Raw genomic sequence first — 23,746 nt, 5'->3', positions numbered from 1 at the left:
TACCATAAGCGCACGGTGGTCAAGAGCGATCGCTGGATCAAGAAGATGTCGCTCGAGCACGGCATGATCAAGCCGTTCGCCGAGCGGCAGGTGCGCCAGGGCGGCATCTCCTACGGCGTGTCCTCCTATGGCTATGACCTGCGGATCTCCGATGAGTTCAAGATCTTCACTAACATCAACAACACCATCGTCGATCCCAAGGCCTTCGACCCGCGCTCCTTCGTGGACTTCCGGGGCGAAGTCTGCATCATCCCGCCCAACTCCTTCGCGCTCGGGCGCTCCGTCGAATACTTCAAGATCCCGCGCAACGTGATCACCGTCTGTCTCGGGAAGTGCCTCGCAGGAGACAGCCAGATCGTCGACGCCTCGTCCGGCCGGCTCGTCCCCATCGAGGATCTCTTCGGCCGCGGGGGGGCGACGGCCACCCTCAAAGGCAGCGCCGTGGCGCGCGCCGATGTAGCGGAGGGCGTCCGACAGGGGGTCTTGCCGCTCCGGCAGCTGGTGACTCGGACCGGGCGAACCCTGCGGGCCACCCCTCACCATCCCCTCCTGACGTACACGGGGTGGCGGGAACTGCGCCACCTGAGGCCGGGCGACCGGATCGGAGTGCCCAGACGTATTCCCGTCTTCGGGCAGAGGAGCCTGCCGCCGGCCGAGGTAGACCTCCTGGGCCTGATGATCTCCGACGGACAGTGCGCCACCCCGGGCTCGTCTCCCCGCTACACGAGCGGGGATCCGGTCCTGCGCGACTACTTCTCCACGGCGCTAGAGCAGTTCGGGTGCGTCCCGCGACCCGTGGCCCGCGTGTCGGTCAACGCCACCAACAGGGGGCGGCGCGGCGGAGTCATGGAGCGCAACCGACTGGCCGCGTGGCTCGACTCACACGGTCTGGCGGTGAAGTCTCCGGACAAATTCGTCCCGCCGGTCCTGTTCGAGCTGCGGCCTGCCCTGCTCGCCCGGTTTCTGCGGGCGTTGTTCTCCGGCGACGGAGGGATCTCGATCAGCGGGGACGCGATCCATCTCGAGTTCTGCACGACCTCGGAACGGCTCGCGCGGGAGGTCCAGCACCTCCTGCTGCGCTTCGAGATCCTTTCCCTGCTGCGCTCCCGCCCGACGCAGTCTGGCCGGGGCGCCTTCGTCCTGTCGATCACGAGCAAGGAGCACATCCGTCGGTTCGCCGAGCGCATCGGCTTCGTGCCGGACTCCGCGAAGCAGAGGCGACTGGACGAGGCGGTGGAGAAGATCGAACGGGAGCCTCAGCGGAAGTCGAACTTCGATACCCTCCCTCCGGCGGCTTGGGCGACCATCCGCGCGGCCTGTCACGGAAGGGGAGTCTCCATGAGAACCATGGGGCTGCCCAGCACCAGCCCCCGGCAGGGCGTGCCGCGAGCCCTGGCGCGGGACATGGCTCTTCGGCTGAGCGACGAGGGTCTCGGGCGGATAGCGGACTCGGACATCCTCTGGGACACGGTGGCGGCGATCCGGCCGGACGGGTGGGGGACGGTCTACGATCTCACCCTGCCGGAGACGGCCAACTTCCTGGCCAACGACATCGTCGTCCACAACTCCACGTACGCGCGTTGCGGCATCATCACCAACGTGACCCCCTTCGAGCCGGAGTGGGAGGGGTTCGTCACGCTGGAGATCAGCAACACCACGCCGCTCCCGGCGAAAATCTACGCCAACGAGGGTATCGCCCAGGTGTTATTCTTCGAGTCAGACGAGGTCTGCGAGACGTCCTACGCGGACCGGCAGGGGAAGTACCAGGCGCAGCAGGGGATCGTGCTGCCCACCGTCTAGGCCCCGGCGTCGGCCTCCTGCGGGAGGCGAGGAGGTGATCGGCCCCATGGCTGAGCAGAAGAAGAAGGAGACGAGGCCCACCAAGCCCGCGGAGGGGGACGACGGCGCGGCGGGCAGCGCGGAGCTTGCCAAGAAGGGCAAGAAGATCAAGGAAGACCTGGACGATCTCCTGGACGAGATCGACGATATCCTCGAGGAGAACGCCGAGGAGTTCGTCAAGAGCTACGTCCAGCGCGGGGGGGAGTAGGCATTGCCGATCTACGAGTATCGCTGCCGGGCATGCGACAGGGAGTTCGAGAAGCTGGTGGACGCGCGAGCGACCGTGACCTGCCCCGAATGCGAGAGCCCGCAGGTCATGCGCCTCCTCTCGCTCTTCGGCGCCGCCACGCAGAACCGGTTCGACGGCTCCCCGGGGCCCGCCGCCGGCGGCTGTTGCGGGGGCGGCGGATGTGGCTGCCGCTAGGGGGGACGTGCTGAGAGCATAGCCAGGGGCCCCCCTCGGGGCCCCTTCTTGTTGGCCCGGCGCCGTGCGCCGGGCCATGACAGGGGCGCCGCCATGCCGAGGACCCTGCTCGAGCCCCGGTTCCAGATCGAATACCTGTCCATCCTGGACAGCGAGGGCAATCTCGACGCCGCGCTGGAGCCCGAGATCCCCGCGGACGGGCTCAGGCGCCTGTACCGCGCCATGGTGCTCGGCCGGCGTCTGGACGAGCGCATGGTCCGGCTCCAGCGCCAGGGCCGCATCGGCACCTTCGCGCCCATCAAGGGGCAGGAGGCCGCGCAGATGGGGAGTGTCTTCGCTCTCCGGCCCTCGGACTGGATGGTCCCTTCCTTCCGCGAGACGGCCGCCATGCTCTGGCGCGGCTGGACCATCGAGAAGCTGCTCCTCTTCTTCGCCGGCCGTCTGGAGGGCGCCCAGCCCGCGCCGGAGCAGCACGACCTGCCGATCACGATCCCCGTGGCCACCCAGCTCCCGCATGCGGTGGGGCTGGCCTATGCCGCCCAGTACCGCGGCGACGAGGTCGTCGTCATGGCCTTCTGCGGGGACGGCGCGACCTCCGAGGGGGACTTCCACGAAGCCCTGAACTTCGCCGGCGTCTGGCATGTGCCGGCCGTCTTCGTCGTCCAGAACAACCAGTGGGCCATCTCTGTCCCGCTCAAGAAGCAGACGCACTCGGCCACGCTGGCTCAGAAGGCGCTGGCCTACGGATTCCCCGGGATCCAGGTGGACGGCAACGACCTGCTGGCCGTGTACGCCGCCAGCCGCGAGGGCGTCGAGCGGGCGCGCCGGGGCGAGGGGCCCACGCTGATCGAGTGCATGACGTACCGGCTGGGCGTCCACACCACCGCCGACGATCCGACGCGCTACCGCTCGGACGAGGAGGTGCGAGCGTGGGAGCGGAAGGACCCGCTTCCGCGAGTACGGGCCTACCTCGAGAAGAAGAACCTGCTCGAGGAGGGGATCGAGGAGCGGGTGGACGAGGAGATTGCAGCTGCCGTGGAGCGCTTCGAGGCCATGGCGGCGGCCGATCCGCTGGCCATCTTCGATCATGTCCACGCCGACCGTTCCGCGGCGCTGGAGGCGCAGCGGGCCGAGCTGGCCGAGCGGCTCCGCGCCGACGCGCCCCGCCGGCCGGACGAGGAGCGCCCGCTGCCGACGCCCATGCGGGGCCAGAGGAAGACGAGCCGATGGGCAAACTGAACATGGTCAAGGCGCTGAACCTCGCCCTGCTCCAGGAGATGGAGCGGGACGACGCGGTGGTCGTCCTCGGCGAGGATGTGGGTGTGGACGGTGGTGTCTTCCGCGTCACCGAGGACCTGCACCGGCAGTTCGGGGGCACCCGCGTGATCGACAGCCCGCTGGCGGAGGCCGCGATCATCGGGACCGCGGTGGGGATGGCGCTGTACGGCCTCAAGCCCGTGTGCGAGATCCAGTTCTCGGGCTTCGCCTTCCAGTGCTTCCACCAGATCGAGAACCACGCCGCCCGCTACCGCCAGCGCTCCCAGGGGCGCTTCCACTGCCAGATGGTCATGCGGATGCCCTACGGCGGCGGGGTGCGCGCGCTCGAGCACCACACGGAGAGCGAGGAGCAGTTCTACGCCCACATCCCGGGCCTCAAGATGGTGATCCCCTCGGGGCCGCGCAATGCCCGGGCGCTCCTGGCCAGCGCCATCCGCGATCCGGACCCCGTCATCTTCTTCGAGGCCAAGGCGCTCTACCACGCCGCCAAGGAGGAGGTGCCGGACGACATCGAGACCCTGCCCCTCGGGCGGGCCCGCGTCGACCGGGAGGGGAGCGACCTGACGCTCATCGCCTACGGCGCCATGCTCCGCGTGGCCCGTGAGGCCGGGGAGGAGCTGGCGGTGGAGGACGGTGTCGGGGTCGAGGTCATCGATCTCCTGACCCTCTCGCCGCTGGACCGCGAGACCCTCACCGCCTCCGTCGCGAAGACCGGCCGCGCGGTGGTGGTGCACGAGGCCACGCGGAGCTTCGGGCCCGGGGCCGAGATCGCCGCCAGCATCATGGAGGGCGCCTTCCTCTCCCTGGAGGCACCGGTGCGCCGGGTGACCGCCTACGACGTCTCCTTCGTGGGCTTCGCCCGGGAGCGCGTGCAGATCCCCGACGTGGCGCGCGTCGTCGCGGCGTGCCGCGAGACGCTGGCCTACTAGTGCACGGCCCCGGTGGCTCTCCGACGCGCGGCGCCCGGGAGGCCTCCCTGCCCCCGCCGGCGGCTCGTCTCCGGATCTCCGAGGCGGACCGCTAGCATGGCGCGGCCATTCGTGCTCCCCGACCTGGGCGAGGGCCTCACCGAGGCTGCGATCGTCAAGGTGCTGGTCGCCGAGGGCGATCTGATCCGCGAGGACGCCCCGCTCCTCGAGGTCGAGACCGACAAGGCACAGGTCGAGATCCCGTCGCCGACGACGGGGCGGGTCGAGCGGGTCCACGTGCAGCCCGGCCAGACCGTGAAGGTCGGCCAGGTTCTCATCACCTTCGCCGAGGCGGGCGGGGCGGTGCCGCACCCGTCGGCGGCGCCTCCCGCTGCGGGCCCGGCGACGGCGGTCGTCGCGCCGCCCCCGGCTCCGCCCACGCAGGAGGCCGCTCCCGCCGCGGCCCGCGAGGCCGGGCCGGTGCCCGCGACGCCGGCCACCCGACGCCTCGCTCGCGAGCTCGGGGTGGATCTCCATAGCGTTCGCGGCAGCGGTCCAGGGGGCCGCGTGCGGGATGAGGACGTGCGCGCAGCGGCGGCGGCCCCCGCCGGGGGGGAGGAGGAGGAGGCCGGACCGGCGGCGGCGCCGGCGCTCGCCACGCCGCTCGGCACAGCGGGTCTCGAGCCCCCGCCGCTGCCGGCCTTCGAGAAGTGGGGGCCCGTGGAGCGCGCGGCCCTCTCGCACCTGAGACGCACCATCGCCGAGCGCATGACGCTCTCGGCCCGGCTCGTGCCCCACGTCACCCACTTCGATCGGGCCGACATCACCGAGCTGGACACCCTCATCCGGCGGAATCTCCCGGCCGCGCGCGAGCGCGGGGTCTCCCTCACGCTCACGAGCTTCCTGCTCAAGGCGGCCGCGCTGGCGCTCCGGGCGCACCCGCAATTCAACGCGAGCCTCGACGCGCCGGCGGGCGAGCTGATCCTGAAGCGCTACTACCACCTGGGCGTGGCCGTGGCGACCGACCGAGGGCTCATCGTCCCCGTCCTGCGTGACGTGGACCGGAAGCCCGTGATGGAGATTGCCCGCGAGCTGGGCACGCTGGCCCGGCGCGTGCGCGAGGGCAAGGCCACGCTGGAGGATCTGCGGGGAGGCACCTTCACCATCAGCAACCTCGGGGCCCTCGGCGGCACCGGCGCCCTTCCCATCATCAACTACCCGGAGGTCGCCATCCTCGGGGTGGCGCGCGCGCGCCAGGAGCCGGCGGTCCGCAACGGTCAGATCGTCCCGCGCCTTCTTCTGCCACTCGCCCTCACCTTCGACCACCGCGTCGGCGACGGGGCCGACGGCGCCCGCTTCGCCGCGGACATCGTGCGGCGGCTGGAGCGTCCCGACCAGCTCCTGCTGGAGCTGTGAGGCGGCGGCGCCGGTAGCGCCGCGAGGTCCAGCCCGCGATGGTCATGGGCGATCTGGTCCGCGAGGTGGACGTCGCGGTGGTGGGCGGCGGCCCGGGCGGGTACTCGGCGGCCTTCCGCTGCGCCGAGCTGGGTCTCGAGGCCGTGGTGATCGACGCTGGCACACGGCTCGGTGGCGTCTGCCTGCACGAGGGGTGCATCCCGTCCAAGGCGCTGCTTCACGTAGCCGGGCTCATCTCGACGGCCGCGCGCGCCCGCGAGCTCGGAGTGGACTTCGGCGCGCCGCGCATCGCGCTGGACGCCCTGCGCCGCTGGACGACCGAGCGGGTCGTGGGGCGGCTGGCGCGGGGCCTGGCGGCCGTCGCCCGGGGCAAGGGTGTGGAGGTGATCGGCGGCCGCGCCGTGTTCGAGGGCTCGCGTGAGCTCCGGGTGGAAGGTGACCAGCCGCAGAAGCTCCGCTTCGCCCACGCCATCGTCGCCACTGGAGCCGCGTCGGTCATGCTTCCGGGCGGCCCGGCTCCGAGCGAGCGCGTCATGGACTCCACGGCGGCGGTGGCACTCTCCGAGGTGCCGGAACGGCTCCTCGTGATCGGCGGCGGTTACATCGGACTCGAGCTGGGTACGGTCTACGCGGCGCTCGGCAGTCTGGTGACCCTCGTGGAGATGCTGGACGGACTGCTCCCCGGGGTGGATCGCGACCTCGTGCAGCCCGTGGCCCGCAGCGTCGAGAAGCTGTTCGCCGCCATCCACCTGGGCACCCGCGTGGCCGGGCTCGCGGACAGCGGGGCCGGCGTCGAGGCGCGCCTCGAGGGGCGCGCTGCCGAGACCTTCGACCGGGTGCTGGTGGCCGTGGGACGCCGGGCGCAGAGCGGGGGGCTCGGGCTCGAGACCACGCGCGTCCGCCCGGACGCCTGCGGCGTGATTCCCGTGGACGAATGCTGCCGTAGCGAGGACCCGCGGATCTACGCCGTGGGCGACGTGACGGGGGAACCCATGCTGGCCCATCGCGCCATGCGGCAGGGCAAGGTCGCGGCCGAGGCCATCGCGGGCCGTCCGTCGGCCTTCGACAACCGGGCCGTGCCCGCGGTGGTCTTCACGGATCCGGAGCTGGCGTGGTGCGGCCTCACCGAGCCGGAGGCGCAGGCGGCGGGGCGCCCGGTGCGGATTGCCAGGCTCGCATGGGCGGCCTCGGGCCGGGCCGCGACGCTGGGCCGCTCCGACGGGCTGACCAAGCTCGTGATCGATCCCGCCTCGGGGCGGATCCTGGGCGTCGGGCTCGTGGGGCCCGGCGCGGGAGAGCTGATCGGCGAGGGCGCGCTGGCCGTGGAGAATGCGCTCCGCGCCGAGGATCTGGCCGCGACGATCCACGCGCACCCGACGCTGTCCGAGAGCCTCATGGAGTCCGCGGCGAGTTTCCTGCGGGAGACGTAGGGCGTCGTGCGTGTCCGCGCGCTCCGGCTGGACAGCCGCCGGAGCGCCCCCTATACTCAGGTCCGTCATGGATCTCCGCCAGCTCGAGATCTTCGTCAAGGTCGCCGAACTCGGGTCCTTCTCGAGGGCCGCCGAGACACTGGGCCTGACGCAGCCGACAGTGTCGGAGCACATCCGCACCCTGGAGAGCGAGCTGGCCGTGCGGCTGCTCGACCGCCTCGGCCGCGGCGCGGCGGCGACGCCCGCCGGAGAGCTGCTCGTCTCCTATGCCACGCGCATGCTGGCGCTCTCGCGCGAGGCGCGCCAGGCGCTGGACAGCTTCCAGGGGAAGATGAGCGGCGTGCTGCTCGTGGGGGCGAGCACGATTCCGGGCGAGTACGTCCTGCCGCCCCTCATCGGGCGGTTCAAGGAGAAGTTCCCCGAGATCTCCATCACGCTGCTGATCGGCGACAGCCAGGAAGTCGTGGGCTGGGTGGTGGAGGGCCGCGCCGAGATCGGCGTGGTCGGCGCGCGGCTCGTCCACCGGGCGGTGGAGTACCGCGAGCTGATGCCGGACGAGGAGGTCGTCGTGGTGCCCGTCGGCCATCCCTGGCACGGCCGCACGCAGGTGAGCCTCGAGGAGCTCGCCTCCGAGCCGCTGCTGATCCGGGAGCGCGGGTCGGGGAGTCGCGCGGCGCTGGAGGCGGCCCTCCAGGCGGCGGGTCTCGGCCTCGACGCCTTCCGGATCGTGGGCGAGATGGGCTCGACCCAGGCCATCAAGCAGGCCGTCAAGGCGGGCGTCGGCATCTCGGTGCTCTCCCGGCGCGCCGTCGAGGAGGAGTGCCGGCACGGGCTCCTGTGGTGTCTCGGCGTGAAGGACCTTCAGGTGACGCGAGCATTCCACGTGGTGACCCACAGGGACCGGAGCCGCTCGCCGCTGGCCGAGGCGTTCCGGGCTTTCCTGGACGCCGAGTCGGCCGAGCGCGACTGAAGCCGCGCAGGCGTCTTCCGCATCCAAACGTCACGAGGCCTCTGGAGCCCATGGACACTTCGACGCCAGCACCCCGCAGCGGCAAGGAGATCCGTCTCACCAGCTACGCGGCCTGCGCCGGCTGAGCCTCCAAGATGGGTCCCGGGGATCTCCGGGACGTGCTTGCGGGGCTCAAGCAGGAGGAGCATCCCGACCTGCTCGTGGGACTCGGGGCCAGCGACGATGCCGCGGTCTATCGCATCAGCGACGAGGTCGCGGTGGTGGAGACGGTGGACTTCTTCCCCCCCATCGTCGACGACCCCTACCGCTACGGCGCCATCGCGGCCGCCAACGCCATGTCCGACGTGTACGCCATGGGCGGGCAGGTGGTCTTCGCCCTGAACGTGGCAGGCTTTCCGCGGGACCTCCCCAAGGAGATCATCGCGGCCATCTTCCGCGGGGGTGCCGACAAGGTGCGCGAGGCCGGGGGAGTCATCGCCGGCGGCCACACCGTCGTGGACGCCGAGCCCAAGTACGGGCTGTGCGTCACGGGGCGGGTCCACCCCTCGCGGATCTTCATCAAGGGCGGGCTGCTGCCGGGCGAGCGCCTCTTCCTCTCCAAGCCGCTGGGCACCGGCGTCATCGCCACGGCGGCGAAGGCGGACGCCTGTGATCCCGCGACGCTGGACGGCGCCGTCGAGAGCATGCTGCGCCTGAACCGGGCGGCCGCGGAGGTCGCGCAGGAGGCCGGCGTCCGAGGCGCCACCGACGTCACCGGCTTCGGTCTCCTGGGCCACGCCGCCGAGATGGTGGAGGCCTCTCAGGCCGGCATCGCGCTCTCCGCGAGAGATCTGCCGGTGCTGCCGGGGGCGCTGGCCCTGGCGGAGAAGGGGCATTGGAGCGGCGGCATGAAGCGCAACCGGCGTCACATCGAGCAGACCTTCGGCCAGAGCGGACGGCTCGCCATCGACGCCGCCGTCAGCGAGGCCCTCGTCGGACTCCTCTTCGAGGCCGAGACCTCAGGCGGGCTGCTTTTCTCGGCCCCGGCCGCGCGCCGCAGCGGCGTGCTGGAGGGTTTCGCTCGCCGCGGGGAGCGTTGCTGGGAGATCGGGGAGGTGACGGCCGCGGTGAAGATCGCCGTGTCCTGAGACGGCCGGAGCCACTGCCCGCGGTGGCTCGTGCCATAGACCTGCTCGATTCGTCCGTGCGCCGAGCATCGGTCATGCCGATGTGAGCTGGGAGCGAATCCCGCTCGCCCGAGTCCGCATCCCAACGGCGGTATGGGATTGCATCTGAGTCGTCCGGCGCTACTCGCGCTCCTGAGGGCGGTCCTCACGGCGGCGGTGCTGATGCTGGCGGCGGCGGAAGTCGCCCTGGCCGGGGGCGAGACCCCCGAGGTGTTGAGGGTCTCGGCGATCCCTGACGAGAGTCCCAGCGAGCTCGCGCGCATCTACACCCCCTTCGCCGAGTACCTCTCGCGCGAGCTTCGCATGAAGGTCCGGTTCACCCCGGTGGTCGACTATGCCGCGACGGTCGAGGGGCTCGCCGCCCGGAAGCTGGACCTCGTCTGGTACGGGGGCTTCACGTCGGTGCAGGCCGTGCGGCGCACCGCCGGCACGGCGCGGCGGCTGGTTCTTCGCCAGGAAGATGCCGAGTTCAAGTCGGTCTTCGTGGCGCGCCCGGGCTCGGGCATCAAGAGCCTCGAGGCCCTCCGGGGCAAGACCTTCTCCTTCGGCTCGGTGTCCTCCACCTCCGGCCACCTGATGCCCCGCTACTTCCTCCTCCAGGCGCGAATCACGCCCGAGAAGGACTTCAGGCAGGTGGCCTTCTCGGGCGCGCACGACGCCACGGCGCTGTGGGTGGAGTCGGGCAAGGTGGACGCCGGCGCGCTGAACTTCCTGGTCTGGGACAAGCTGGTCCAGCAGAAGAAGGTGGATCCGTCGAGGGTGGCCGTCTTCCACACGACGCCGCCCTACGTGGACTATGTCTGGACCGCGCGCGGGGAGCTGGACCAGGGACTCCTGGATCGAATCACGGCGGCCTTCCTCAAGCTCGACCACGGGAACCCGGAGCACCGAAAGCTCCTCGACCTGCACCGCACCAGGAAGTACATCCGCGCCATTGACGCCGACTGGAAGGCGACCGAGGAGGCGGCCATCGCCGCGGGGCTGCTGCGGTGACGTACGAGCTCCGGGACGTCTGCAAGGCCTTCGCCGACGGGACGGTCGCCCTGGACGGCCTCTCGCTGACGGTGGGCCCGGGTGAGCAGGTTGCCGTCATCGGCCCGAGCGGGGCCGGAAAGACCACGCTCTTCCGGACCATGAACCTCACGTTGCGCCCCACATCCGGGACCGTGAGGCTCGCCGGGACGGACGTGGCCTCGCTGTCGGACACCCAGCTTCGCCGGGCACGGATGCGGATCGGCACGATCTACCAGCAGCACAATCTGGTGGGCCGGCTCCGCGTCGTGCACAACGTGCTCGCCGGGCATCTCGGGCGCTGGTCCACGGCGCGGGCGCTGTACTCCTTCTTCCGTCCGCAGGACGCCGAGGGAGCCGGCCGGGCGCTGGCGCAGGTGGGCATCCCGGAGAAGCTGCACGCTCGCACCGACGAGCTGTCTGGCGGCCAGCAGCAGCGGGTGGCCATCGCCCGCGTGCTCGTGCAGAACCCCGACATCATCCTCGCCGACGAGCCGGTCTCCTCCGTGGACCCCTCGCTGGCCGTGAGCATCGTGGCGCTCCTGACCGAGCTGTCGGCCCATTCGCGGAAGACGCTCCTCGTGAACCTGCACAGCGTGGACCTGGCCCTGGCCTGCTTCCCGCGCATCGTCGGCGTCCGCGATGGTCGGGTGCGCTTCGACCTCGCTCCCGAGAAGGTGACCGGTGAGCTTCTCGCGGGGCTCTACGCCGGTGACCCGGGCGAGGACGCCGACCGGGAGCCGCTGCGCCACGGCCCAGGGCCCTTCGGTGCTGCCTGCCGACCGCTTCCCGGCTTCGGCCCGTAAGTCCGCCTTCCCGTACGTCCTGACGGGCGCCCTCCTGATCGCCCTCGTGGGCTCGCTCCACGTGGCACAGGCTGATCCCAGGCGTCTCCTCGAGGGCGATGCGCTGGACAACGTGCTCCGCTTCCTGCGCGGGAGCCTGCCGCCGCGGCTGTCGCTCGACTTCCTCGGACTCATGGTCCGGCCGGTCCTCGAGACAGTGCAGATCTCGGTGATGGGGATGGTCATCGCGGTCCTCATCGGCCTGCCTCTGGGGCTCATCGGCACCTCGACCCTGTCCTGGAGTGGCGTGCTCCACGAGCGGCGGAGCCGGCCGGGCCGCTGGCTCGTCGGCTTCGTGCCCTATGCGGTGGCCCGGGCGCTCTCCTCGGTCTTCCGTTCCATCCCGGAGTACGTGTGGGCGCTGCTCTTCGTCCGCGCCGTGGGCCTCGGGCCCTTCCCCGGCGTTCTCGCGATCGGCGTGGCGTACGGGGGGATGCTCGCGAAGGTCTACTCCGAGATCCTGGAATCGGCGAACCCGCGCCCCCTCGAGGCGCTGCATGCCAGTGGTGCGGCCCGGCCCGGGATCGTCCTCTACGGGCTGGTGCCGCAGGCCCTGCCCTCCTTCGTCTCCTACACGCTCTACCGCTGGGAGTGCGCCATCCGCGCCTCGTCGATCCTGGGCCTGGTCGGCGCCGGCGGGCTCGGCCAGCAGATCGAGCTGTCCATGCGGATGTTCCAGTTCGACGAGGTGGCGACCCTGCTGATGATGCTCTTCGTGCTGGTCACGGGCGTGGATCTGGTGAGCGGCCGGTTGCGCGCCCCGTTCCTGCGATGATCCCGGCCCGCCCGCGCGGTCACGCACGCGCCAGGTGGCTCACCCTCGCGGCGGGGGCGGGCCTCGTCGCGTGGTCCTATCAGGGTACGGAGGTGGACCTCAGGGGCCTGCTGGCCGGCGAGGCGGCGGGCCAGATGGTGGCCTACGTGGCGCGGCTCTTCCCGCCCGACCTGTCGCGCGCGGCGCTGGCGAGCGACGCCCAGGGCGCTGTCGAGACCTTCGCCATCTCCTTCGTCGGCTCGCTCCTCGCCGTGGGTCTTGCCCTGCCCCTCTCGCTGGTCGCCACGCGCACGCTCCTCTATCGCGGCGTCCTCTACGAAAGCCGCCGCCTCTCCCCGGCCGCCCGGCTCGGCCGCATGGCCGTCTGCGCGGCCGGCAGGGCGCTCCTGGCCTTCCTGCGCACGATCCCCGAGCTGCTGTGGGCCGTGATCTTCGTCTTCGTGGTCGGGTTGGGGCCCTTCCCTGGCGCGCTGGCGCTCGGCTTTCACACGGCCGGGGTGCTGGGAAAGCTCTTCGGCGAGACGCTGGAGGATGTGGATCCGCGTCCCCTGGAGGCGCTTGCCTCCACCGGGGCCGGTCGCCTCCGCATCCTCCTCTACGGCATGCTCCCCCAGGCGGCCCCGCAGTTCCTCTCTTACGCGCTGTACCGCTGGGAGGTCAATATCCGGGCGGCGGCGATCCTGGGGCTGGTGGGCGCGGGAGGGCTCGGGCAGCGCATCCACGTCGCCATCAGCCTCTTCCTCGAGCGCGAGCTGCTGACGCTGATCCTCGCCGTCTACGCGATGGTCACGCTGGTGGACGCGCTCAGCGCCTACCTCCGCCGCCGCGTGGTCTGAGACGTGTCTCGGATTTCCTCGACCGCGAGGCGCCGGGGCCACCGACCCCCCGAGCTAGGGCCACGACTCCGTCTGGGCGGGGCGCTTGAGAAAGGTTACCAGCTTGCGGTGCAGTTCGGGGGGGATCTTCGTCTCGCGCAGCCGCCTGGCCGCGTCGACGGTGCCCTTGTAGGTGTTGACGAAGGCGACGCAGGGCGCGCAGCCATCCAGGTGCCAGTCCAGCAACTCCGCTTGCGCCTTCGGCAGGGTTCCGTCCACGTAGTCGGCCAGCAGGTCCACGCACTCCCGACAGTGCAGCTCGGATGAGTCCTCGTCCATCCACCTCTCCGTTGGTCGCGCCTCGTCGGCGGACCCGTGAGTGGCCGGCACCCGGACAGACCTTACCACAGCCGCGGGAGATCGCCAGCCGTCCTTAAGAGGGCGGCCGGGGGGCGATGGGTGCAGAGCGGCGACGGCGGCCCCGGTGCGGGGCGTCTCAGGGGACCCCGGCCGGCGGTCGAGGATTGCGAGGGCCCCGAGGGGAGTGTAGGCTTGGCGAGCATGGCGCCGCGAGTGGCCTTGCTGACTCCCTTCGCCCATCCATCCGTGCGGGGCAATGCCATCACCGTGGAGCGCATCGCGCGGGGCCTCAGGAGCCGCGGCATGGAGCTGGGCGTCTGGGACGTGTCGCGGATGCCCGCGGGTCTCATCGAGCAGGAGATCCTGGCCTTTGCCCCCGCGCTCGTGCACGCCTTCCACGCCTACCGCGTGGGCCCGCTGGCTCTCCGGCTCGCGCGCACCGCGGGCTTGCCGCTGCTCCTGACCATCACCGGGACGGACGCCAACCACGACCTCTTCGATCCGGAGCGCGCCGACGTCGTGCGCGAGACCCTCGAGGCAGCCGCCGGCATCACTGTGTTCCACCGGTCCATGGCCTCGCGGATCATCGAGGCGCTTCCCGGGATGGCCGACCGGCTCCACGTGGTGCCACAGAGCGCATCGTTCGACGACGAGGAGCCAGGCCAGGGCGCGGCGCACTGGCTCGCCGTCGCGCCACCGCCGCCGTCGGGTCCCTCGCTGCTCTTTCCGGCGGGCATCCGGATGGTGAAGGCCCCGCTCTTCCCGCTGGCTCCCGTGGACGCGCTGGCGCTGCGCCACCCGGGCCTCGAGCTGCGCTACGTGGGGCCCATCCTCGACCCGGCCGAGGGCGAAGCGCTGCTCGCCGCGATCCGCGGGCGCCCCTGGGCCCGCTTCCTCGGGGCAGTGCCGCACCAGCGCATGCGCGGGCTCCTGGAGGCCGCGGACGTCGTGCTCAACTGCTCCATCTCCGAGGGAGGCATGGCCAATTCCGTGCTCGAGGCGATGGCCCTCGGGCGCGCCGTGCTGGCCTCGGACATCGCGGGCAACCGCTCGCTGGTCGAGGACGGCGTCACCGGACTGCTCTTCGCCGGGCCGGAAACGTTCGCGCGCAAGCTCGACCTCCTTCTCGGCGACCGCGAGCTGCGCCGTCGGCTCGGAGAGACGGCGCGGGCCCGCGTCCGCGAGCGCTTCGGCCCGGAGCGCGAGCTCGGGGGTTACCTCGCGCTGTACGGAAAGCTATGCGGGGTCCTGCGAGGAGCCTGAACCGGGGGGCCTTCAGGTTGACGGGTCGCGGAACGACCCATATCATGACTTCGATGTCGCGCTGCCGTCAGACCCACTGATGCGAAAGGAGCTCGAATGGACCACGCCGCTCCCTCCGGCGAGACGCAGACGCAGCGCGCCCGTGAGTTCGTCGCCGCGTTCCAGACCCTCCGCTCGGAAGTTCAGAAGGTCATCGTCGGGCACGACGACGTCATCGATCACGTGCTTATCGGTCTCTTCGCCGGCGGCCACGTCCTCCTCGAGGGCGTTCCGGGGCTCGGCAAGACGCTGCTGATCCGGACGCTGGCGGCCTCCCTGGACCTCTCCTTCTCCCGGATCCAGTTCACGCCCGACCTGATGCCGGGCGACATCATCGGCACCAACATGATCGTCGAGGACCCAGCCGGCCGGAAGCACTTCCAGTTCCAGCGGGGGCCCATCTTCGGCCACATCCTGCTGGCGGACGAGGTCAACCGCGCGACCCCCAAGACCCAGTCGGCGCTGCTGGAGGGGATGCAGGAGGGGAGCGTCACGGTCTCGGGAACGGCGCACATGCTCCCGGTGCCCTTCTTCGTCCTGGCGACGCAGAACCCCATCGAGATGGAGGGCACCTACCCGCTGCCCGAAGCGCAGCTCGACCGCTTCGTCTTCAAGCTCCGGGTCAAGTACCCGGCGCTGGAGGAGCTGAACGAGATCATCAATCGCACCACCCGCGTCAGGGAAGTGGCCGTGGACCGGGTCATGACCGGGCCCCAGGTGGCGAGCTACCGGGAACTGATCCGGGAAGTTCCCATCGCCTCCCATATCCGCGACCTCGCGTCGCTGATCGTGCTCGCGAGCCACCCGCAGTGGGAACGCGCGCCCGAGGCGACCCGCCGCTTCGTCCGGTACGGCTCGAGCCCCCGCGGCGCGCAGGCGCTGGTGCTCGGCGCCAAGGTCCGGGCGCTCGCCGACGGACGGTACAACGTGAGCGTGGACGATCTCCGCGCCATGGCGCTGCCCGCGCTCCGCCACCGCATCATCCTCAACTTCGAGGGCGAGGCGGAGGGCGTGGACGCCGATCGCCTCATCGAGCAGCTCCTGGACGCCGCCGAGAGCCTGAGCGCCGCCGGGAAGGACGCGTTCCTGCGGTAGCCCAGAAGGGGAGGGCGATGGCCGATCCAGGTATCCTCCACCGGCTGGTCCGGAACGTCACAGGGCAGGTGCGGTTGCGCCGGGCGGAGTTCTTCGCCCTGCGCGGGCTGTTCGTGGCCGCGCTCGTGGCTGCGGTGGTGCTGGCGCTGAGGGAGACGCTGGGGGCCGCCGCCATGGCAATGGCCGGGGGGCTCCTGGTCCTGGGCGCTGGTGCAGGTGCCCTCGTGGGTGCCCTCAAGCGCGTGCCCGCCGGCGAGGCGGCCCGGCTCGCCGACAGGGGCCTCGGCTTCCAGGATCGGCTGGCCACCTGTCTGGAGTGGGCGGAGCGTCCCGACCGGACTCCCCTCGTCGAGGCCCTGGTGGCCGACACGCTCGCCAGGGCCGAGCGGCTGGAGAGCCGGCGCATCATCCGGCGGCTCCTGCCGCGTGAGGCGAAATTCATCCCCGTGCCCCTGGCTCTCGGGCTCATCCTCGCCTTGGCCCCGCCGATCCCGCTGCCCAAGGGCGGCTTGCCCAACTTCTCGGCCAAGACCGACGAGGACGAAGAGAAGGCTCCGGAGCGCTCGGGGCCGCTCCAGCAGGACGAGCGGCCCCGGGCATCCAAGCGAGAGGCCTTCCCGCGCGCCGACGTGCAGGAGCGGAGTCTCGTGCCGCGGCAAGGCGCGGGCGGACAGACGCAGCCGGGAGACCTGACGGCGATCTTCAAGGACACCTCCCTTGCCAGCCGGAGCCCCGACTTCAACTCATTCCTCAAGAAGGGCGACGAGCGCATCCGGATGCTCGAGCAGGTGGACCGCTTGCCTGACCTGCAGCGCGACTTCACCCAGAGCCAGTACAAGGTCATGTTCCAGCGGACCAAGGCGCTGCGCGGGGGCCTGCGTCCCGACCAGCTCTCCCCGGAGAAGCTCCGCGAGCTGCTGAACGAGATGGAGCGGCTCGGGCGCAAGGGCGGAGCGGAGAACCCATGGGCCGGGGACGTCGGCGAGGGGATGGAGGCGCTGGAGCAGGGCCAGACGGACAAGGCCATGGAGGCCATGGAGCGCGCGCTCTCGAAGCTGCGGTCCCTGGAGGAGGGGGGGCGCGACGGCAAGGGGCTGCGCGGCGGGCGCGAGACCGACCGGCGCGGCGCGCAGAGAGACCGCGGGCAGGGGCAGGGCGGCCCCGGGGAGGAGGGCGACTTCCCCGAGGGCGGCGAGGGGCTCTATCCGGGCAAGGGGAAGAGCCCGAGCCGCAAGGGCGACCCCACCCAGCGGCTCCGGGCCAACCCCTTCGACGTCGGTGTCGATGGGGAGTCGCGCGCGGGGCGGAAGGAAGGGTTCGACACCAACCTGCTCGGCCGGGGCGCGAACCTGCCCTCCCGTCTGCAGTACCTGGGTGTGGTCGGGCAGTACCGCAAGATGATGGAAGAGGCCATCGCGCGGGAGCAGGTCCCGCGAGACTTCCAGACCCAGGTCAAGCAGTACTTCCAGTCCCTGGACGAGAAATAGCCGCGTGGCGACGGCGGCCAGAGGGCAGGAGCTGCTCTCGACGGACTTCCTGGCTCAGCTGGAGCGGCTCGCCCTCCTCTCGAGGCGGTCGTTCCGCGGGCGGGTGAAGGGCGAACGGCGCAGCCCCCGCAAGGGCATGAGTGTCGAGTTCTCGGACTACCGCCCTTACGGCTGGGGCGACGACCTCCGCTACGTGGACTGGAACATCTACGGCCGCCTCGACCGGCTCTACGTCAAGCTCTTCGTGGACGAGGAGGACCTGTGTCTGCACCTGCTCCTGGACGCCTCCGCCTCCATGGGTATCGGCGATCCCTCCAAGCTCGCCTACGCGGCGCGCCTGGCCGCGGCGCTGGGCTTCGTGGGGCTCGTCAATCACGAGCGCGTGGGCGTGGGGGCCCTCCGTGACCGGCTCGCCGAGGGGTGGGCCCCCACCCGCGGCCGCACGCAGGCCATGCCGCTGATGGACTTCCTCGGCCGGCTCCAATCCGGAGGCGCCACGTCGCTCAATGAGAGCCTCGCGACGTACGCGCTCCGGGCCCGGGAGGCAGGACTGGCGGTGCTGGTCTCGGACCTGCTGGACCCGGCCGGGTACGAGCGCGGCCTCAAGGCGCTGCTGGAGCGGCGCTTCGACGTCCACGTCATCCATCTCCTCGCCCCGGAGGAGATGAGCCCCGCCTTCGGCGGGGACCTGCGCCTGCTGGACTCCGAGACGGGTGAGGAGCGGGACCTCACCCTGGACGGGGAGGCGCTGCGGGCGTACCGGCAGCGGCTCCACGACTTCCTCGAGCGCGCCGAGGGCTTCTGTCGGGCCAACGAGATCAGTTACCACCGGGTGGTGACCGACACGCCGGTGGAGGAGTTCATGCTGGGGCAGCTCAAGGGCTTCCTGCTCGCATGAGCTTCCTCAGCCCGTTCTCCCTGCTGCTGGCGACCCTGGCCGTCCCGCTGCTGCTCCTGTACTTCCTGAAGGTCAGGCGACGACAGCAGAGCGTGTCGAGTCTCCTCCTGTGGGACCCCTCGCTCCGCGACCGCGAGGCCTCGGCCTTCTTCCAGCGCCTGCAGCGCGATCCCCTCATGTGGCTCCAGATCCTGGCGCTCCTTGCGCTCACCGTGGCCCTGGCGCGGCCGGCCGTGACGGTGATGGGCTACGGGGCCAAGAAGATCGTCGTCGTGATGGACACCTCCGCCTCCATGCAGGCCCGCGACGTGAGCCCGTCGCGCTTCGCTCGCGCGCAGCGGCAGGCGCTGGACCTCGTGGGCCGCCTGGGCGCTGGCGCCGAGGTCATGGTGATCGAGTCCGGCATCCAGCCGAAGGTGCCGGTGCCGTTCACCCGCGACCGTGATGTCGTCGTCGCGGCCCTCCGCGGGCTGCGTGCGCGAGACCTGCCCGATCGCCTGGGTGACGGGGTCCGGACCGCTCGCGCGCTGGTGGGCTCGGACGCCAGAGCGGAGATCCACGTCTTCACCGACGGCGCGCACCCGGCCGCCCTCCAGGCCCAGGGCGACGACGTCCGCGTCCGGTGGGTCGGGGTGGGCGAGCGAGGGCGCAACGTGGCCATCACGAACCTGGCCGTGCGCCGAAACTACTTCGGCTCCTTCGAGTCGCAGGCCTTCCTCTCGGTGGTGAACTTCTCCCAGGAGCCCCAGACCTTCACGCTGACGCTCACCCTGGACGGCGAGCTCATCGCGGAGAAGTCCCTGGCCCTCGAACCCCAGGTGAGGCGCGCGCTCGTGCTGCCGTTCAGCCACCCGGGCGGAGGCGTCGTGCGCGCCCGCATCGACGTGTCGGACGACCTCGAGGCCGACAACGTGGCGCACGCGGTGATCCCGCCGCCGCGGGCGATCGCGGTGCTGCTGGTGAGCCCTGGCAACCTCTTCCTCGAGAAGGTCCTTCGCACCGATCCGCAGGTGCAGCTGGAGACGCGCACGCCGGACGCCTACCAGGGGGGCATGGAGGGGTTCGACGTCGTGGTCGTGGACAGCGCGAGCCCGCCGCGGATCGGGAACGGGCGCTTCGTGCTCGTCAACACGGCCCCGCCGGACGTGCCGCTGGAGGTCCTGGGGCGTCTCGAGGGGCCCGTGATCATGGACTGGGACCGGGCGCACCCGATCATGCGCCAGATCGACTTCGCCAAGGTCGCCATCGAGGAGGCGCTGCGGGTCCGGCCGCTGGCCGCCGGGAAGACGCTGGTGGAGGCCGTGGGCGGTCCCCTCATCTACGTGCTGGAGGAGCAGGAGCGCAAGGCGGTGTTCTTCGGCTTCGACCTGTTCAAGTCCGACTTCCCGCTCCGGGTCGCCTTCCCGCTCATGCTCTCCAAGAGCCTGCGCTGGCTTCACCCCGCGGGCCTCGACCAGTCGAGCCTGCAACTCCAGGCGGGCCGGCCGATCCTGTTGCCGGTGGAGCACGGCGTCACCACCGCGACCGTGACGACACCGTCGGGCCGGAGCACCCAGGCGCAGGTCACGCGGGGCGTCGCGAGCTTCACCGACACCGACGAGGTGGGCGTGTACAGCGTGGGCACCACGCGGGGTGAGACGCGGGTCGCCGTCAACCTCATGAACGCCGAGGAGTCCGACCTGACGCCACGGCCCCTGCCGGCCGTCGTCGAGGGCGCGCGTGCCGAGACGGCTCCGGTGGCGGTGCTACGCGAGCTCTGGCCGTACTTCGTCCTGCTGGCCCTCCTCGTGCTGGCGCTCGAGGGACTCCTCTACTGGCGGCGCCAGACCGCCGGCCGGCTCGGCCTGCCGCACGCCGCCGGGGACCGCTGGGCGCTCGGGCTGCGCTGCGTGCTCGTGGCGGCCTTGCTGGTGGCGCTCGCCCGGCCCGTGGCCCCGCGCTGGGTGGACCAGCTCAACGTGCTCTTCCTGCTGGACGTCTCCGACAGCGTGAGCCTGGCGGCCCGCGAGAACGCCTTCCGCTTCGCCGCGCAGTCGGCCGCGGCCATGCGGCAGCGGGACCAGACGGGGCTCATCGTGTTCGGGGAAGAGGCCGTGGTGGATCAGCCGCTGCGCCCCTCCCCGAGGCTGGAGCGGCCGCAGGTGCGCCCGCCGGGCCGCGGTACCAACCTGGCGCAGGCCCTCCAGCTGGCGCTGGCCACGGCACCGCCGGGCCAGGCGAATCGCTTCGTGCTCCTCACCGACGGACGGCAGAACGCGGGCGACGCACTGGCGGTGGCGCAGGCCGCCAAGGACGCGGGCGCCGACATCTACTACGTGCCGGCCCCGCTGACCTTCTCCCAGGAGGTCGTGGTGGAGTCCATGGTGCTGCCCCACGAGGTGAAGTTCGGGGAGCCCTTCCAGGCGAAGGTCGTGGCCTGGAGCCAGGCCGACACCCAGGGGCGGCTCTCGCTCTTCCGCAACGGAGAGTTCCTGGGCTCCCAGGTGGTCCGGCTGTCCGCCGGCAAGAACGTCTACACATACCGGCAGTCGCTCGAGCGGAGCGGGATCCACGTCTATCAGGCCGCCATCGAGGTGGAGGGGGACACCATCGAGGAGAACAACCGCGCCGTGGGCACCATCGTGGTGCGCGGCCGCCCGCTGGTGCTCATGGCGGAGAAGGACCGGAGCCAGGGGCAGGCCCTGGCCGCCGCGCTCCGCACCCAGCACGTGGACGTGGAGGTGGTCGAGCCGGGCCGCATTCCCAAGGATGCCGCAGGGCTCGCGAAGTACGACGGGATCATCCTCTCGAACGTCTCCTCGCTCAAGCTCGGCAAGAAGCAGATGGAGAACATCCGCGACTACGTCCGCGACCAGGGCGGCGGGCTGATGATGCTCGGAGGCGAGGAGAGCTTCGGGCTGGGGGGCTACTACCGCACGCCCATCGAGGAAGCTCTTCCGGTGACGATGGAGGTGAAGCAGAAGCTCGAGATCCCCAGCCTGGCGGTGGTGCTGTCCATCGACCGGTCCGGCTCCATGGCCATGACCACGGACAGCAAGGTCACGAAGCTGGACATCGCCAAGGAGGCCGCGCACCTGGTGGTGGACCTGCTGGACGAGCGCAACGAGGTCGGGATCATGAGCTGGGATACCGAGTTCGTCTGGGACTCGCCCATTCGCCCGGCGCGGGACAAGCAGGCCATCCACAGCGCCATCGCGACCATCAAGGCCGGCGGCGGGACCGACGGCTATCCCGCCCTCAAGGAGTCCTACCAGCTCCTCTTCGAACGGCCGGCGCTCCTCAAGCACGTCATCTTCCTCTCCGACGGGCAGATGACGCGGGGCGACTTCGCCGGACTCGTCCGCCGCATGGCCAAGGACAAGATCACGGTGTCCACGGTGGCGATCGGCAAGGATGCCGACGTGCAGCTCATGTTCGACATCGCCAAGTGGGGCCGCGGGCGCTTCTACTATACCGAGGACGACTCGACGATCCCGCGCATCTTCACCCTCGAGACGCAGCTGGCGTCGAAGGCGTCGCTGGTGGAGCAGCCCTTCAGGGCCACGCTGGCGAGCCCGGCGCACGAGGCCGTCCAGGAGATCGACTGGCGCCAGGCGCCTCCGCTGGGCGGCTACGTGGCCACCAGCCTCAAGGGCACGGCCGAGATGGTGCTCATGACCCACCAGGAGGATCCGCTCCTGGCCACCTGGCGCTACGGCCTCGGCCGGTCCGTGGCCTTCACCTCGGACGCCAAGGCGAAGTGGGCGGTGCTCTGGCAGCGCTGGCCGGGCTTCACCAAGTTCTGGTCCCAGCTCACGCGCTGGACCGTGCGCTCGGGCACGCGCAGCGACACCGTCGCGTCGGTGGCACGGCTGGACGACCGCGGCGAGGTGGTCGTCGACGCCGTGGACAGCAAGGGCGAGTTCATCAACTTCCTGGACTCCCAGGTGGGCGTCGTCTCCCCCGACAAGCAACGCGACGTGGTGGAGCTGGAGCAGGTCGCGCCGGGGCGCTACCGTGGCCGATTCCCGGCCTCCCAGGAGGGGGTGTACCTGGTGGGGATGGCGCAGCGCCGCGGTGAGCAGATGATCGGCTCCCAGCTCGCCGGGCTGGTGGTACCGTATGCGCAGGAGTTCAGGGATCTGGGCGTGGACGAGACCCTGCTCCGCGAGCTGTCGGAGATCACGGGGGGCAGTGCGCTCGCGCAGCCGCGGGACGCGTTCCTCCAGCAGAGGCGGCGCTCGCGCCTCACCCTGGATCTGTGGCCGTGGCTGGTCGGGCTGGTGGCCGCGCTGCTGATTCCCGAGATCGCCATGAGACGGGTGGGGGCCGGCGTGCTGTCGCGGGCCCTGGCTCGCCTCAGAGGCGCTCCCGGGGGAGGAGGGCCAGGACATGCGAGCCCACGAGAGGCACTCTAGCCGGGGGATCCTTCCGGCGGTCATTGCGGCCCTGCTGCTGGCGCAGGCGCCTTCCGCGCTGGCCAGGCCGCGCGCCGTCCTCGTGCTGCCCTTCGCCCCGGTGGACCTGGGGCGGGAGGAGCAGTGGCTGGGGGAGAGCGTGGCGCAGGCCCTCAGCCTGTCGCTTGTCACCCTCCCGGCTCTGGTCCAGATCGAGCGGCCCCGGCTCCGTCAGCTCCCGCAGCCCGAGGCGTGGGACGAGCAGGCGGCACTCCAGGCGGCGCGCGCCCTGCGCTCCGACATCACCCTCTACGGCGAGGTCCGCCGCGTCGCCGGCGAACTTTCCCTGCAGCCGCGCTACCTCGAGCTCAAGGGGGAGCGCGTCGAGCGCGTGGCGCTGGAGGCGCAGCCGGTGCCGGAAGGGGCCCTCCTCGAGCGGCTCCGCGGCCTGCCGGCCGCCTACGCGCGCGCCCTCAAGGTCCCGGTGACGGAGGCCGAGGCCGCGCGGCTGCAAAAGCGCGCTGCCCCCACCGCGTCACCCCGCGCGTGGGAGGCATTCGTCCGGGCGCAGATCGCCGCTGCCCGCGGGGTCCCGGACGGCAACGAGGCGGCCGCGGAGCTGCTGGCCCGCGCCCTCGAGGTCGACGCCCAGTTCGTCGTCGCGCAGTACTCCCTGGGGCTCGTCCACCAGGCTCTCGGCAACCGATGGAAGGCCGCCGCCCAGTTCCGGGCCTCCACCCAGCAGGACCCCACCTTCCCCGAGCCCTTCAAGTCGCTGGGCGACCACTTCCTGACGGCCCCGCGGCGCCTCTTCGAACAGGCGGTGGAGGCCTACGGCAAGGCGCTCGAGCTACGCCCCTTCTATGCCGAGGCCCACGTGGGGCTCGGGGATGCGCGCGCCTCGAAGGGGGACGTGAACGGCGCGGTGAGCGCCTACCAGAAGGCGCTCCTGCACAACCCGTTCAACGCCAAGGTGCACGTCAGCCTGGGCAGGATCTATTACGCCGAGAAGGGGCTCTACTACGAGTCGGTGAATGCCTACAAGAAGGCCATCGAGCTGGACGGGCGCCATCTCGAGGCGCGGATGGGGCTGGCCGAGGTGTACGAGGACAAGGGTCTCTACCAGGACGCCATCGGCGAGTACCGAAAGATTGTCGAGCAGGATCCCCGTCACACGGGCGCCCTCTACAACCTGGCGCTGGTCTACGAGAAGGTGGATGCCCGCGAGGCGGTCACCCTGTGGGAGCGCTACATCCAGCTGGCCGGGTCACAGCCCTCCGAAAAGGACTGGGTGGACGTGGCGCGGCTGCACCTGCGCAAGCTCCGGAACCAGCGCGAGAAGGGCAACTGA

Annotated in this window: 20 protein-coding genes; 19 read left to right on the top strand and 1 reads right to left on the bottom strand. The window is 71.2% G+C overall.

Annotated elements, in window-relative coordinates; translation table 11 throughout:
* Positions 1–15: 15 nt before the first annotated feature.
* From HYV93_17355 to phnE (HYV93_17295), 13 genes are all read left to right on the top strand, one after another.
* On the top strand, positions 16–1,800 hold the full coding sequence (locus HYV93_17355) for a hypothetical protein (protein MBI2527736.1): 1,785 nt from the start codon (positions 16–18) through the stop codon (positions 1,798–1,800).
* Between the two features lie 46 nt (positions 1,801–1,846).
* Positions 1,847–2,047, top strand: a complete 201-nt coding sequence (locus HYV93_17350) for a ubiquitin-like protein Pup (protein ID MBI2527735.1) — start codon at positions 1,847–1,849, stop codon at positions 2,045–2,047.
* A gap of 3 nt (positions 2,048–2,050) precedes the next feature.
* A complete protein-coding gene (locus tag HYV93_17345; protein ID MBI2527734.1) occupies positions 2,051–2,263 on the top strand; it encodes a zinc ribbon domain-containing protein in 213 nt (70 codons plus the stop codon).
* 93 nt (positions 2,264–2,356) lie between these two features.
* Positions 2,357–3,502, top strand: coding sequence for a pyruvate dehydrogenase (acetyl-transferring) E1 component subunit alpha (gene pdhA, locus HYV93_17340; protein MBI2527733.1), 1,146 nt, complete (start codon positions 2,357–2,359; stop codon positions 3,500–3,502).
* Positions 3,490–4,470, top strand: a complete 981-nt coding sequence (locus HYV93_17335) for an alpha-ketoacid dehydrogenase subunit beta (GenBank protein ID MBI2527732.1) — start codon at positions 3,490–3,492, stop codon at positions 4,468–4,470. The genes pdhA and HYV93_17335 overlap by 13 nt, the downstream gene beginning before the upstream one ends.
* Before the next feature lie 96 nt (positions 4,471–4,566).
* Positions 4,567–5,865 (top strand): 2-oxo acid dehydrogenase subunit E2, encoded by a 1,299-nt coding sequence (locus HYV93_17330; protein MBI2527731.1) that lies wholly within the window; start codon positions 4,567–4,569, stop codon positions 5,863–5,865.
* Between the two features lie 44 nt (positions 5,866–5,909).
* Entirely contained in the window at positions 5,910–7,295 is a 1,386-nt protein-coding gene (lpdA, locus tag HYV93_17325) for a dihydrolipoyl dehydrogenase (GenBank protein ID MBI2527730.1), read from the top strand.
* A 67-nt stretch (positions 7,296–7,362) separates the two neighbouring features.
* Complete coding sequence (locus HYV93_17320; GenBank protein ID MBI2527729.1) at positions 7,363–8,265, top strand: LysR family transcriptional regulator; 903 nt, start codon at positions 7,363–7,365, stop codon at positions 8,263–8,265.
* 50 nt (positions 8,266–8,315) lie between these two features.
* Positions 8,316–9,392, top strand: coding sequence for a selenide, water dikinase SelD (selD, locus tag HYV93_17315; GenBank protein MBI2527728.1), 1,077 nt, complete (start codon positions 8,316–8,318; stop codon positions 9,390–9,392).
* Positions 9,393–9,524: 132 nt separating this feature from the next.
* On the top strand, positions 9,525–10,424 hold the full coding sequence (locus HYV93_17310) for a putative selenate ABC transporter substrate-binding protein (protein ID MBI2527727.1): 900 nt from the start codon (positions 9,525–9,527) through the stop codon (positions 10,422–10,424).
* Positions 10,421–11,248, top strand: coding sequence for a phosphonate ABC transporter ATP-binding protein (locus tag HYV93_17305; GenBank protein ID MBI2527726.1), 828 nt, complete (start codon positions 10,421–10,423; stop codon positions 11,246–11,248). The genes HYV93_17310 and HYV93_17305 overlap by 4 nt, the downstream gene beginning before the upstream one ends.
* Entirely contained in the window at positions 11,211–12,062 is an 852-nt protein-coding gene (gene phnE, locus HYV93_17300; protein ID MBI2527725.1) for a phosphonate ABC transporter, permease protein PhnE, read from the top strand. The genes HYV93_17305 and phnE (HYV93_17300) overlap by 38 nt, the downstream gene beginning before the upstream one ends.
* Positions 12,059–12,898, top strand: coding sequence for a phosphonate ABC transporter, permease protein PhnE (phnE, locus tag HYV93_17295; protein MBI2527724.1), 840 nt, complete (start codon positions 12,059–12,061; stop codon positions 12,896–12,898). The genes phnE (HYV93_17300) and phnE (HYV93_17295) overlap by 4 nt, the downstream gene beginning before the upstream one ends.
* 54 nt (positions 12,899–12,952) lie before the next feature.
* Here the strand turns inward: phnE (HYV93_17295) and HYV93_17290 are convergent, their stop codons facing one another.
* Positions 12,953–13,216, bottom strand: coding sequence for a zf-HC2 domain-containing protein (locus HYV93_17290; protein ID MBI2527723.1), 264 nt, complete (start codon positions 13,214–13,216; stop codon positions 12,953–12,955).
* Between the two features lie 222 nt (positions 13,217–13,438).
* Here HYV93_17290 and HYV93_17285 point away from each other — a divergent pair, with 222 nt between their 5' ends.
* The 6 genes from HYV93_17285 (at position 13,439) to HYV93_17260 (ending at position 23,746) form a co-directional block, all read left to right on the top strand.
* Positions 13,439–14,500: a glycosyltransferase family 4 protein gene (locus tag HYV93_17285; protein MBI2527722.1), complete on the top strand. Its 1,062-nt coding sequence runs from the start codon at positions 13,439–13,441 to the stop codon at positions 14,498–14,500.
* Positions 14,501–14,596: 96 nt separating this feature from the next.
* Complete coding sequence (locus HYV93_17280) at positions 14,597–15,634, top strand: MoxR family ATPase (protein MBI2527721.1); 1,038 nt, start codon at positions 14,597–14,599, stop codon at positions 15,632–15,634.
* 17 nt (positions 15,635–15,651) lie between these two features.
* Positions 15,652–17,121, top strand: a complete 1,470-nt coding sequence (locus HYV93_17275; GenBank protein ID MBI2527720.1) for a hypothetical protein — start codon at positions 15,652–15,654, stop codon at positions 17,119–17,121.
* Between the two features lie 4 nt (positions 17,122–17,125).
* Positions 17,126–18,019: a DUF58 domain-containing protein gene (locus HYV93_17270; protein MBI2527719.1), complete on the top strand. Its 894-nt coding sequence runs from the start codon at positions 17,126–17,128 to the stop codon at positions 18,017–18,019.
* Positions 18,016–22,416: a VWA domain-containing protein gene (locus HYV93_17265; protein MBI2527718.1), complete on the top strand. Its 4,401-nt coding sequence runs from the start codon at positions 18,016–18,018 to the stop codon at positions 22,414–22,416. Before HYV93_17270 ends, HYV93_17265 begins: the two co-directional genes overlap by 4 nt.
* On the top strand, positions 22,391–23,746 hold the full coding sequence (locus tag HYV93_17260) for a tetratricopeptide repeat protein (GenBank protein MBI2527717.1): 1,356 nt from the start codon (positions 22,391–22,393) through the stop codon (positions 23,744–23,746). Before HYV93_17265 ends, HYV93_17260 begins: the two co-directional genes overlap by 26 nt.

Source organism: Candidatus Rokuibacteriota bacterium, from assembly GCA_016188005.1.
Lineage (GTDB): Bacteria > Methylomirabilota > Methylomirabilia > Rokubacteriales > CSP1-6 > UBA12499.
The sequence above is the reverse complement of the archived record's forward strand: the minus strand, read 5'-3'. Positions and strand labels throughout refer to the sequence as shown.